The following is a 12,902-nucleotide window of genomic DNA, read 5'->3' on the forward strand; positions in this document are numbered from 1 at the left end:
TTCTATGCGTTCGAGCGAACACGACAACAGAAAACACATAACATACTCACAATATGCATATTATATGATTTTAAACTGATAAATTAAATTATAAAATCCCAAACTTTGTAACAACTCCTTCCACATTTAATCAAACAAAGCAGATACTTCCAAATATATGATCCGACTACAAAACTTCAAGAAATCATACGGACAATACACAGCACTACAAATCCCAGAATTACACTTAGAAGCAGGCATATATTGGATAAAAGGAGTTAATGGATCAGGAAAAAGCACACTCCTCAAATCAATGGCCGGCATGCTTTCCTTTCAGGGCGACATCCTAATCAACAACCAGACGAGTTTAAAAAAACACCCCGTTAAATACCGAAAGATGGTAAACTTTAGCGAAGCAGAACCACTATTTCCAACCTTCATTACAGGATTAGAAATGATCGATCTATTTCTTTCAGCTAAAAACGCCCAAAAAAGCCAAAAAGAAAATCTCATCGAAGCCCTAAAAATGCAGCATTACATCCAAACACCGGTAAGTTCATACTCAAGTGGGATGCTCAAAAAACTCTCAATACTACTCGCATTCATTGGCAACCCAAGCATTATACTACTCGACGAGCCCCTCATCACAATAGATACCGACTCACTTAAAGTCCTTTACAGCCTAATACACAAAGAACACAACCAAAAAGGAACCACATTTCTAATCACCTCACACCAACCATTAGACCCTGCCTATCTACCAAATACAAAAGCATTATTAGTTGAAGAACACACATTAAAAATAAGTTAGCATGCTAAAACCACTAACCAATATTTTATTAAAGATCTTTGCCAAAAGCTTTTACCAAGCTCATGCCCCAATATTTATTTTCATACTATACATCATAGTTGCTCCCGGCCCACCAGAAAGCATAATAAGTTTCCACACATCAGTAATGCTATACTTTGTAGCCAAGCCATTAATTATGATGATCGTATTTGGCCTACTCTTCCTTTACACCATAAAATGCTGGCATTTTATCGCAGGTAAAATCCACCAAGTCCATCAACAGTTCCTATTTTACAGCATCAACAGCTACACCAGACCACAACAATTAATCGGCTGGATAATCTTACAAATCGCAGTAAGCGTACCCGTCCTAGCCTATATGCTTTTCAGCGTTATCATTGCAATCAGCCATCAATACTTTTTGTCAGCTCTTATTATTCTCATTTACCTTGCTGCCCTATTACTCCTGAGCTCCCTATTTTACACATGGTTAATCCACAAACAAATTAACGAAAGCAAATCATCCTGGATATTGAAATTAACCAAAGGATTTAAGAAACCCCTTTTCACTCTCTACATATACCATGTTTTCGACAAATTAAAGATAAAATACCTCATCATTAAGTTTTTATCCTACCTAATCATAATTGGAGTATTTTTATTATTTGCCGATGTAAAAACAGATATACGCGTAGCCGCGATAGCAATGCTCGCAATAGCAGCATCACATTCTATGCTAATACTCGATGGACGGCAATTTGAAGTAACCTTTCTAACATTTACCAAAACACTGCCCATACCCCGACTCAAACTCTTCATTTCGCAACTAGCCACCTACAGCGTACTGCTACTTCCAGAACTTATTTGGCTACTATTCAACGTTTCTCCAACCCAAGCCTTGGGCCTATATATCTTCAGTTTAAGTATTATATTATTTTTTGCGAACTCACTATACCTAATCGGCTTAGATCAGGAAAAATACATGAAAACCGTTTTCTTTACTTTTGTGATAATATTTATGACCATATTATTTAAGCTAATGTGCATTTTAACGCTCATAAACATAACCCTGGCATACTTAATCTTTTACTTCAACTATTACAAGTTCAAAGAAGATCCAATCGCCCTTAAATACGATGATTAATACTCATTAACTACAGTGATTAAGCCAATCAACTAACCTATCAATAGCATTTATAACGCGTTTATTAGATGAAGTCTGCTCGGCATTTGCACCCCAGATAATGTGGAAACGCTTAGCCGAAAAACTATTCAGGCTCTCGCAAACTATATTGGCTTCAGCCGCCTCAGCACTATGAATATTAAAAACAGGCATACCCTTACTATCAATATTTACGCGCGAGTAAGCAATCACCTTACCATTCTGTTCTGCAATACCAATTGGCAATCCAAAATCGGAAGTAAGTCCATTTCCCGAACCATTTACATTTTTAACAGGTGCTAAATCACTATAATAAAGGTTCATAACCAATTTTAAATCTGATAAATACACCTCACGAAGCTTGATCTCTGATTGTTTTTTTTCTGTTGAAGCCATAACGTTAAACTTATTCAACAAAATTAGGAAATCACCCTCAAGGGATACAGATACAAAAACGCAAATATCAAACGATACAGATACCCCAGCAATAACAAAAACAACTCCAACCTACAACTTACTCCTCAATTTTTATTGTCGACTTCAAACTCCCTATACCACCCTGCAAATCGCTCCCCTCAACACTTATCGTATAACTCCCAGGCAAATCTGCAGCATAAAAGTACACCAACGCTTCCCCCTTTTCATTGGTAATAATGTTTGGCTCCCAATAAATAGTAGATCGAGTATCAGGCAGTCCAGAATTGCTTTGAATTTTATATTTAGGGCTATAAAATTCCTGTGGGGACATTGTAAAAAGTGAATTATAATCTGACTTTTTTTCCTCTATAAATGTAATATCGATAATAGCCTTCTCTCTAGGTGCTTCATCTGGAGGAGCAACACCAGCCCTACCCCAAGCATCAAAAATTTTTGCCCGCTCCCCAGGCACAAATGGTTTTGGTACAGTAGGAGTAATGTTCCTGGCTACATATTGGTCCGTATACATTATTTCTAATAACTTTATACCAAAACTTGGATAATGACGATTCAGCGCATCTTTTAAACCTTGCGGACTATCATCTAAAAACGTCCAAAATTGAGGGTCTCCACGTCGGCGAAAAACTACATGTCTATTCCCAATTTTTAATCCGTAACCTTTTTTTCCTGGATTTCTGAAATCATATTCAATTCTAAGATTTGGAACCATTTGCTTTAATAACTGGTATAGTCCTACAGCCCCCGATTGTGCAATATCACCAGTATCCAAAACAATATCAGCAGCTTTCTTTTTTGAAGTAATCTTTACCTCCTTAAGTACATTTCCTATTGGGTTTAAATCATCGCTAAACTTTGAAATAGCTCTTTTAGCATAATTTAGTTGAGTTTCATCTCCATTTACAAACCAGGGAGTAAATTGCACCTGTTTTGTATAAGGAAATGCCATGTACCCAACATTAAATTTTACTTTCTTCTGTTCCGGTATCATTCCATCATATTTGGGAGGTTCTATTGTTAGAAATACATTCTTCCAATCAAAACCCGTCCAACCGTGAGTCAACATCAGATTATCCAAAGCCGTCCATGCTAAATTACCTGTTCTTTTTAAGTAAAAACCAGGATCTTCTACTGTGCCTTTCAAATTAGAATTGAGTAGTAGACTTGTAGAAATATTATAATTACCTAAGGTGTCAGGTTTTATCTGAGAATTATCCGTTACCGCAATTGAAAAACTTCCCCTCACTGGTTGTCCTATTTTGTCTTTGATGGCTATTTTAACAGCAACACTGTCTCTTGTGGAGTAATTGGGTTTATCTGCTGCTATTTTGATATTAAGTTCATCCTTATGATCTATAAACACTATCCGTTCATTTAGAGGATTAACACCTTTGAGTATAGAGAACCTGGCAATTCCTGTAGGAAACAATCTTTTTGCAATAGCCACTTTAGAACGTTTCAAATCTATTGTTTGTGCATAGCAAACTATGTCTCTGGATGATCCAATGAGATAGAGAATACTTTCAGATTCAATAATATCTTTAGTAGCTGTTATTGATAGCATTATTGAATCTTTCTCTTCGAGGTTTTCGAGGTGCAATACAGTTCCAGTAGGTTTAATTTCCGGCAAATTATAAGTTTTAATCGTCCCTTCTGGTTTACTCAATTTTGCAGTATATTTTTCTCCTGCTTTAGGAGAGAATTCGAAAGTTCCCATTCCCTTGTATAGGCTTTTGAAAACAACGACTACATTTCCAGCTGCATCATAAATTTTGCCTTCTACATCAGTTCCTTTTCCATTTTCAGCTATAGCCTTAAATGCTACGGTAGATTTTAACCCTGCTACCAAATTTCCGCCTTCAGGTAAAAACTGCAGGTCAATTTTCTGTGGTCGGTTGATGCTCAGCGGAATTTTTAGAGGTGATTTTTTGAATTTTTTCTTAAATCACTGATTTCTAATATCATGTTTCCACCATCACTCTTTTCCTTGAGGTTATGTTTTATGGCGAACTTACCGTCTAATGGCGTTTCTAAGGTTTTATCATAAAGAGTTACATCTGCTTCTAATATTTTCACTTGTACTTTGCGTAAACCAATAGGTATCTTATTGACATCCATCAAGCTGAGGTCAATTTGAAGCTCATTTTTACTTTCTATTTTGTTTATTTCAATATTGGAATTTACAAGCCACGAATCTTTATTCGCTAAGCCCACATACAAACGTTTGGCAAAAGTATAATCTGCGCCAAAATTTGCCATCCAATTGGTATATGCTCTTAAGGTATACCCACCTTCCTTAAATATGTTATTTGTTAAAACGATTTGAGCATGTCCTACTCCGGCAAAGATTTGAACACTAGCCCTGCTAATCATTTCATCATGATCATCGTGTAGTTCTACGAAAAGTAAGTTACTTTCTTCAGAACCCGAAAGATAAGCAGCATCTAACACATAAGCTTTAAACCATATGGTATCGCCAATGTTGTAATTGTGTTTATCAGTGTGTAGATAAACTTTCTCGGCCGGCAGTTTACTATTTAATCTATCTGTTGCAGAGATAATCGTTCTAATACTACTTTGTGATGACTCCTGAGCAGAAACCCTTAAACAAAACAGAATAATTAGAAGTGAGAAAATTCTAATAAAACTAGGATTCATAGCGTTAACAAATATTGAAAGCGGTCAGTAATTTAATGATATAATTTGATAAACCACACTTGCTTCCTTATCATTTAGGCTCATATACATTTTCAGGATGTTTTTTCTTTTCTTCTTCGAACTCTCTCTGTTCAAGTTCTCTTTTTTTAACTTCATTCCAAACAGAAGAATTCCAAAACCGCCTATCATTCAAATTATACCTAGGAACATTGGATACACTTGAACTGGGCATTCTATTAAAATAATTATCTCTTATAATGTTCGATAATTCCTTTATATGATAAGAATTAGTAAATGAAGGCCCTATCCAACTTAATGATATTGTATCGTTTTTCTTGATTCCTAAATAGCAGGTTGCATCATAGTACCAATCATAGGTTTTATCCGGCATTAACAGTCGACGAGTAGAATTCTTAGTGATCAAAAATACAGCTAGCTTACTCAGATCAGGACTATAAAGAATGCTATCGATAATTAAATGGGTTGAATCAGAATATGCTGAATTCGAAAAAAAATCTTCATGCTTTATTAGCAAAGGCTTCAGTCGACGTAAGATCTCAAGACTATCTAACATATAGCTCTTTTTCTTAACTATTACATTAGTCAAATACTCTTTAGGAGTATTTATATTCCCATGAAACTCTCTCCAACCACGAGTATGATTAAAATAGAAATATAAAGAGCCCGCAAGTGCTAAAAATATGGTAGCTATAATGGTTCTTTTTTTCATTTATCAAAATCAACACAAATTATCAGAGTTAAATCCCTACTTACAAACTATCAACAAACTTATTCACCTCCACAACATACAAATTCGGATCATCCCCCATCGAGGTAAAACATTGCAGGTGACTACAATCCCAAGTCACCATTTTAGAAGTAGGATTTTTCGAAAGAAACTCTTTATAGTCATCAGTTTTGGTAATGGGATCATTAAGTCCCGAAAAAATCAAAATCGGTTTACCAACAACTATCGTATTCGATTGCACGTACTCCGAGACGTTTCCTGGCAACAAAACATCCTTCTTTCTTAAAGTTAAAACCCTTTCAACGACAAGTTTTGGATCAACGACAAAAGAATCCAATATCAATCCTTTTATAATATCAGTGCTATTAACATTCATCCGCGAAACAATAGTTCCCATCGAAAGCCCGTACAAAACAATGGATTTTGGCTGAAATTTAGCATTAATAAATTCTACTGTCTTATTCAAATCTTCCGAAAACTCATTGTAATACACCATGTTCGGGTTCATTTTAAAATCAGAACTTTCCCCAAAACCCCTATAATCATACAAAACAACATTATACCCTTCATCATAAAGTGCTTTTGCCTGCCCTAAAGAATTAGCCATATTCCCAGCATCCGAACCCGAAACAATTATAAAAGGTCTTTTCAGATCACTTTGCAAACAAACCCACGAATTTAGAGTAACCGAATCATTAACCTTTATCTTATAAGTTTCATATTTAATACCAACAACATCCGGTTTTGCAGCATACTGTCTCTCTGGCTTAAGAGCGTACGTATGTGTTAACAACAAAACGTTCATAAGGAACACGATAACTAAAGATACTTTAGCGTAGAAGTAAGTTTTCTGAGTTTTCATTTTGATTAGCGTTATACTCTCTAAGCTATTAATAAACTATCGATATCAGAAAAAAACCTTTCCGTCCAATTTACAGCTTGGCGAATAAACAGTGAAAGTCTTCGTTCAATAAACCAATAAGAAGTTGTTTAGCAGAAGAGTACTATTTACACCACCTTCGTAATTAATGCCATTTGCACTAGAAGCAAATACCACACTAATATGTGTCACCACATCGGCTGTAGATCCATACAGTCCATTTTGTGGTTTTTGATAGGCAGGAGTCGTACCTGGCAACTGGCCATAAATTAATGTAACGGTAGCTTTTTTATAGCTTGTATTATCACTGCTAGCAGTACGTAACCATCCCGTAGCTATTCTTTTTATTGCATTTAGATCGCTTCTGTTTTCAAGTAAAACATAAATATCTGCTGAATCCGGTTTATTGATTACATTATTTGACCCATCTTTATAGGGCGTACCGGCTTTATAATTGTATTCAACACTAAAAGCCGAAGGCCTGGCCTGAAATGGAATTCCGAATTGGGCGGACAAAGAAGGATTTATGATGTTTAAAACAAACTTACCCGTAAATAATGTTGCCGCCCCCATTCGTTGTTTGGTGATCTGAGCAATTGCTCCCAGGTCTTTTGTTACCAGTTGAGCAGCAAAGTCTGTTCCTGCTATTAAGACAGGAGTTGTGTTAAATTTATTCGAGCCTGTGGTTGTGACACCTTCATTTGCTGAAGCCCAAATGGTGCTGGCATCCTTTCCCGGCTGTTTATACAACTTCCCATCTGGAATATACCAATCATCAAATCCTGAGTTTTCCAGCTGTGGATTACCGTCCTCTTTGCTAACAAAAACAGTATAATTAACAGAAGTGCCGTCCTCAGCCGTTACTTTGTAAGTAAAGGGTTTGGAAAAATCCTGTGATTGTTTTGGATCAGGTGATATTGATGCGAAGGTGGAGAGTAAAATGGAATCTATAGCCAGTGCACGTATATTGGCATCGTTAGCTACCGTTAAATATATACTTAAACTATCCTGTAAAATACGTGTATTTCCACTTTGATTCTCTACTGAAAAAAAGAGAATTTGTTTAAGCTTTGATTTACCAAAATAATTTTCCTTGACACATGAAAAGATACAAACTGATGTAAGAAGAATTAAAGTAAATATTTTCCGTCCGTGTTTCATGATATTAATTCTTTTTGGTATCAAAAAAAATAATAAAAACCTAATGATAACCTTAAAAGATTGATAGAAAGATTGGCTGATACAGACTCCTTTTTAGTGTACGGCTCTCCATTAACCATTGTCCTAGACCACTTTGCATTAACGCCTGCAATTTGAGCACCTGTTTCCACGCCGAATCCCCTAACTACTTTAATCATAATTCCAGGTACAAATCGTAACTCAGCAACACGGTCCTTTATAAAGGTTCTTGTTAAGACAGCATCAGTGGTTGATTCCTTTAATTGATTGTTAAAACTCCCCCCTAACAATACCTCACTAAATAAAAAAAACCGATTTTTAGCTTCCAGAGGGATATAGAACTTAGTGGTTCCGTATATCCCCCAAAATTTAGATGCCTGGTTAACTTGCGAGCGTATATTTTGTGTGCTTACGTCAACACCTTCACGCCGGGAACTCCCATAATTTATCAGCCCGCCAACAGACCAATTATCTTTGATGAAATAGCCACCATCAAATTTTGCGTCAAATGAGTTGTTTTTACGATCTTCTATAAGTACAATTAATCTGTCCTCATTTTCAATTTTGCTATTATCAAAGCCAAAAGTAACACCTGTATATACTTTTCCTTTTTTCAAAAAATAATTAGATGAGCTATCTAACTGAGCTTTTGCAGAAGAGAAATTTAACAAAACAAATAAGCATCCTAAAATATAAGCTTCCGAACAATAGATTACAGAATTTTTCATACGTTAGTTAATAATTGCTGCCACTTCCAGTAAGGAATTAATATAAATATAAGATTATAAAATTAATGATCTGAGAATGTTTTCTATTGCGGAGCAACACTAATTTTGATAGCGGTAACCCCTATCTATATGTTCTCCAAAAGTCTTCACTTACTGTTCCTTGTATTTAGTATACAAGCAATGGCCCAAACAAAAGTAAAACTTCAGATCAATACAGCCCTGGAAAGAAAAGCCATCAGTCCCCTAATTTACGGCACAAACGACAATTACCCTCATGCCGCATCTAAGCGCCTTGGGGGCAACAGAATAACCAATTACAATTGGGAAAACAATGCCTCCAATGCCGGCAGAGACTGGTACCACGAAAGTGACAATTACGTCCCTTGGGAACAAGGAGTTCCCGAAAATAATTACAATATACCCGGTGCTGCCCTAAAATCATTTCAATCCAGATCAGTAACCCAGGGAGCATACTCCCTGGTTACCCTGCCCATGGCAAAATACGTCACAAAAGATAAAAATGGAGCGGTAACCCCACAACAAGCAGCCCCTTCCAACAGGTGGCTAAATGTGATACACCGAAAACCTACAGCAAAATTACCTTTAAGTCTTACCCCCGACCAAAAGGACTCCTATATGTATACCCAAGAAGAGATCAATTTTCTGCTACAGAATTTCGGAAAAAGCAACACAAAAAATGGGGTAAAAGGCTACGCCTTAGACAACGAACCTGGCCTTTGGTTCGATTCCCATAGCAGAATGTGGGGTCCAAATCATGTATCTGTTAAATACCTCATGCAGCAATCCTTCGAGCTTGCAGAACTAATCAAGGAAATGGATCCTACCGCAGAAGTCTACGGCCCAGCCTCATGGGGTGTCTCCGAATTTGAGAATCTGCAGTTTGCGCCAGACTGGGACGAGCAAAAAGGGCCATATAGCACCTTTATCGATCTTTATCTCGCCAGAATGAAAAAAAGAGGCGATTCTTTAAAGAAAAGACTCCTAGATGTTCTCGATTTACATTGGTACCCACAAACCAATAACAGCGGAGCAGATCCCTTCAGCGATCGGTCAGATTATGCCAGCAATGCAGCCCGCATGGCCATGACAAGATCCCTTTGGGATCCTAGCTATATTGAGGATACCTGGATTGGTGAAGACCCTTACAAAGTAGAGCAATTCCTTCCATTTATACCCAAAATCAAACAGCACATCAATACCCATTATCCTGGAACAAAACTGGCAATTACAGAATACAGTTACATGGGAACCGGACATGCCTCCGGAGGTATTGCCCAAGCCGATGCTTTGGGGATATTTGGGAAACAAGGGCTACATCTGGCCACATACTGGGGTGCAGTAACAGGGTATGTAAAATCCGGATTTGATCTTTATAGAAATTACGATGGCAAGGGTGGAAAATTTGGAGATGTATCCGTAAAATCGGTAACAAATAATATTGCCCTCTCTTCCATCCATGCTGCTATTGAGGGTAACAGCGACAACAAACTGCATGTCATAGCCATGAACAAAAGTCAGGATGGGGCTATCCTCGCAACAATTGCAGTAACAAGCACAAGTAAATATAAGAGCGCAAGGGTATGGGCGTTCGACAATACCAATAGTACCGTTCGTCAGCTCAAAAATGTTAAAGTCATCACCAACAATACTTTTGAATACAAATTACCTGCATTAACTGCATGTCATTTTGTATTTACGGAAGAAGACCTCTCTATTTATCCAGATATAGAAGAGGCTACAATTGAACCTGCAGTAGGTTACTCTGACGGAACAGCTGCCTTTAAACTGAAAGTCAAAGTGAGCGATGGAAACAATGACATCGTCAAGGTAACAGCAGATTTGAGTACCGTAGGCGGCAAGGCCGGTACTGTCCTTATCCAAGATCCTAAAACCCCATCTTTTTATCTTTATAGTCAAAAAATTCCTTCAGGAAGTATTTCTGGCTTAAAATCCATCAAGATCCGAGCAGAAGATTCGACAAAATTAACTGCCGAATCCTTCATCAATTACAGGGTGATCAAAAAAACACCTTCCTCAATGATCTGGGATGGAGATGTAATTACCAAAGGAAAGGGCGAGGCATTTTTTGATGCGGCCGACAGCAAGGCCCCACTTATCAAGGTAAGAGCAGAGAAAACAGGTGGTAATAATGCTCCCGGAAGTTTATTTATGCATTTCGAGCACGATTACAATAAATATAATGTATTGACATGGAGGTTATCCAATTCAAATAATCCTGCTGATGCTGTAAATATTAGCGATTATGGAGCACTCGAATTCTATATCCGCTCCGACGCTCCCGAGGGCTCCGATATAGATGTTAGTTTACGTGATGCTTCAGCTCAGCTGGAAAGCTCAGCAAGCGTTTCATTAAAGGCAGGCGGCTACATCAGTTCATTCAGTAAAACCACCTACACCAGGGTTAAAATACCCATGGCTGCATTTACATCCGGTTCAAATATCCACCTCAATCAGGTTTGGCAATTTAATTTCACATCAAACACTGCCAACAAAGGATTTAATGTCTGGGTAGATGAGATTAAAGTTCTTCCTTATACACATCCGATCTATAAACCAGTTATTTCCGACCTTACCATTACCCCTGCAAAGGGATATGCCGATGGCAAAACAGAAGTTACGGTCAGTGCAAAAGCAACAGATCCAGACAACAATCTTAAGACTGTTAAACTTGATCTTTCTGCTATTAATGGTAGTAACAAGCAAGACATGAAACTTCTGAACGGGAAATACACTTTCAGTTTTAAAATACCCTCACAAATAAGTAAAGGTGTAAAGGGAATAAGACTGAGCGCAACGGATGCAGATGAAAACAGTGTCGACACCCTGCTAAATTATACTATCATTGAAAAAGCAGAAAAAACTGTGCTATGGGATGGAGATCGTGTCAAAACCGGAAAACCTATTTTTGTAAATGATGAAAGTACCTGTAAAATAGAAAAAACAGGAGGAAAAACAGAACCTATAAGCATGCGTATGCACCTGGATATGGCTACAGACGGATTTGCTTCCGTTCACTGGGATTGGAATGAAGATACTCAGGATACACAGCTGAAAGACCTGAGCTCTAAAGGCTACCTCAACTTCTACATCAAAATGGACAAACCTGATCAGAATTATCAACTAGAGGTATTCCTAAAAGACAGATTTACTGCAAGTACAAGTGCTGTAAATTTAAAAGCCGGTGGTTACATAAAATCATTTACCAACCAATACCAGCTGGTAAGCATTCCCATGTCAAAAATATTTGCGGGAGACGAGATCGACAAAAAACAGGTAGCCAGAATAGGATTCCTTGCCACGGGGGTAAAACCTGGAGGAATTGACATTATACTGGACGACATTACAGCAACCGGAAGTAACATTGCAGATGTAAAAATAAACGTTACAGATGCGGCATGCGGACCAAATGGAAAAATAGCTATCACCAGTGTAAACGGAACAACAACAGGATATTCATATTTTATTAATGGAAAACCAAACCCTGCCGGAATAACAAGCGCAGAGTTTAAAGCCCTTCCATCAGCTACCTATGAGATTCGGATAGAAGGTACCAAAGGTTTTGTATACATCGAGTCAGTTGTAGTTGGTGGAACCAATACAGGTTGTAAAACAGCCTCAACAGCTACATTAACTATTAATGAGCAATCAAAAGCAAACCCAGCAGCATCATTAAATATTTATCCCAATCCTGCAAAAGCACATGGCACATTAAATGTGAAATACGATTTTCTGACACCCGCACAAAGAACCATTACCCTCAGAGATTTTTACGGAAAAATACTGTGGAAATCTGCCGTCAACCAGGCTAAAGGAGAAGTCACTATCTCCCTTCCAAATCTGCGGCAAGGTCTCTACTTTATCCGTTCGGAGGGTAAAGATCCACTTGTAAAACAACTGGCAGTATATGAATAGTGCGGTGATCAACTACCTACACTATTTTTTTCTAGCAAAGCGGATGGATCTTCAAGTTCAGCAATCAAAGGTAATAGTATTGTTACCTAGCTGCAGCGCTAAATGATCAGGGCTTTTCACCACTTATTCCTCAAACAGCATATTCAGTGTTTTATCCAATGGATAAGGTGTTTTAGTAGCATTGAAAGTAGCTGAATGATATATAGTTATTTGTTCTTTTGTAAAGTACTAAGACGTGAATTTATATGTTTGGATCAATTATTGTATCTAAAGATTAAATTTTTGATAAAACGCCAAAGAAAGAGTTTTAGGAATAAAATCACTAAAAATACTTACATAGTCTTGTTATCAATTATGAATTATCGTTTTTAAAAAATAATTATAAATTA

Annotated in this window: 10 protein-coding genes; 3 read left to right on the top strand and 7 right to left on the bottom strand. The window is 37.3% G+C overall.

Annotated features, from left to right (window positions below):
• The first annotated feature begins 157 nt into the window (after positions 1 to 157).
• Positions 158 to 790: an ABC transporter ATP-binding protein gene (locus J1905_RS21265; protein ID WP_214229235.1), complete on the top strand. Its 633-nt coding sequence runs from the start codon at positions 158 to 160 to the stop codon at positions 788 to 790.
• Between the two features lies 1 nt (position 791).
• The gene (locus J1905_RS21270; RefSeq protein WP_214229236.1) at positions 792 to 1,913 is read left to right on the top strand and encodes a hypothetical protein; all 1,122 of its coding nucleotides are present in this window, start codon (positions 792 to 794) and stop codon (positions 1,911 to 1,913) included.
• Between the two features lie 6 nt (positions 1,914 to 1,919).
• On the opposite strand, the gene J1905_RS21275 is transcribed toward J1905_RS21270, so the two are convergent.
• The 7 genes from J1905_RS21275 to J1905_RS21305 form a co-directional block, all read right to left on the bottom strand.
• The gene (locus J1905_RS21275; RefSeq protein ID WP_214229237.1) at positions 1,920 to 2,327 is read right to left on the bottom strand and encodes a hypothetical protein; all 408 of its coding nucleotides are present in this window, start codon (positions 2,325 to 2,327) and stop codon (positions 1,920 to 1,922) included.
• Positions 2,328 to 2,445: 118 nt separating this feature from the next.
• A complete protein-coding gene (locus J1905_RS21280; RefSeq protein WP_214229238.1) occupies positions 2,446 to 4,215 on the bottom strand; it encodes a hypothetical protein in 1,770 nt (589 codons plus the stop codon).
• A 65-nt stretch (positions 4,216 to 4,280) separates the two neighbouring features.
• On the bottom strand, positions 4,281 to 5,024 hold the full coding sequence (locus J1905_RS21285) for a hypothetical protein (RefSeq protein ID WP_214229239.1): 744 nt from the start codon (positions 5,022 to 5,024) through the stop codon (positions 4,281 to 4,283).
• Positions 5,025 to 5,094: 70 nt separating this feature from the next.
• A complete protein-coding gene (locus tag J1905_RS21290) occupies positions 5,095 to 5,754 on the bottom strand; it encodes a hypothetical protein (RefSeq protein WP_214229240.1) in 660 nt (219 codons plus the stop codon).
• A gap of 40 nt (positions 5,755 to 5,794) precedes the next feature.
• Positions 5,795 to 6,634, bottom strand: coding sequence for an alpha/beta hydrolase (locus J1905_RS21295; protein ID WP_214229241.1), 840 nt, complete (start codon positions 6,632 to 6,634; stop codon positions 5,795 to 5,797).
• A 105-nt stretch (positions 6,635 to 6,739) separates the two neighbouring features.
• Positions 6,740 to 7,813, bottom strand: coding sequence for a PCMD domain-containing protein (locus tag J1905_RS21300; RefSeq protein WP_214229242.1), 1,074 nt, complete (start codon positions 7,811 to 7,813; stop codon positions 6,740 to 6,742).
• 20 nt (positions 7,814 to 7,833) lie between these two features.
• A complete protein-coding gene (locus J1905_RS21305; protein ID WP_214229243.1) occupies positions 7,834 to 8,559 on the bottom strand; it encodes a hypothetical protein in 726 nt (241 codons plus the stop codon).
• 180 nt (positions 8,560 to 8,739) lie between these two features.
• Between J1905_RS21305 and J1905_RS21310 the strand changes: the two genes are divergently transcribed.
• Entirely contained in the window at positions 8,740 to 12,513 is a 3,774-nt protein-coding gene (locus J1905_RS21310; protein WP_214229244.1) for a glycoside hydrolase family 44 protein, read from the top strand.
• Positions 12,514 to 12,902 lie beyond the last annotated feature (389 nt).

The organism is Pedobacter sp. B4-66 (genome assembly GCF_018492665.1).
GTDB lineage: Bacteria > Bacteroidota > Bacteroidia > Sphingobacteriales > Sphingobacteriaceae > Pedobacter.

Bases quoted from the DNA above. Each gene is read 5' to 3' on its own strand.
- J1905_RS21265 (WP_214229235.1), top strand. From the start codon at position 158: ATGATCCGACTACAAAACTTCAAGAAATCATACGGACAATACACAGCA.
- J1905_RS21270 (WP_214229236.1), top strand. From the start codon at position 792: ATGCTAAAACCACTAACCAATATTTTATTAAAGATCTTTGCCAAAAGC.
- J1905_RS21275 (WP_214229237.1), bottom strand. From the start codon at position 2,327: ATGGCTTCAACAGAAAAAAAACAATCAGAGATCAAGCTTCGTGAGGTG.
- J1905_RS21285 (WP_214229239.1), bottom strand. From the start codon at position 5,024: ATGAATCCTAGTTTTATTAGAATTTTCTCACTTCTAATTATTCTGTTT.
- J1905_RS21290 (WP_214229240.1), bottom strand. From the start codon at position 5,754: ATGAAAAAAAGAACCATTATAGCTACCATATTTTTAGCACTTGCGGGC.
- J1905_RS21295 (WP_214229241.1), bottom strand. From the start codon at position 6,634: ATGAAAACTCAGAAAACTTACTTCTACGCTAAAGTATCTTTAGTTATC.
- J1905_RS21300 (WP_214229242.1), bottom strand. From the start codon at position 7,813: ATGAAACACGGACGGAAAATATTTACTTTAATTCTTCTTACATCAGTT.
- J1905_RS21305 (WP_214229243.1), bottom strand. From the start codon at position 8,559: ATGAAAAATTCTGTAATCTATTGTTCGGAAGCTTATATTTTAGGATGC.
- J1905_RS21310 (WP_214229244.1), top strand. From the start codon at position 8,740: ATGGCCCAAACAAAAGTAAAACTTCAGATCAATACAGCCCTGGAAAGA.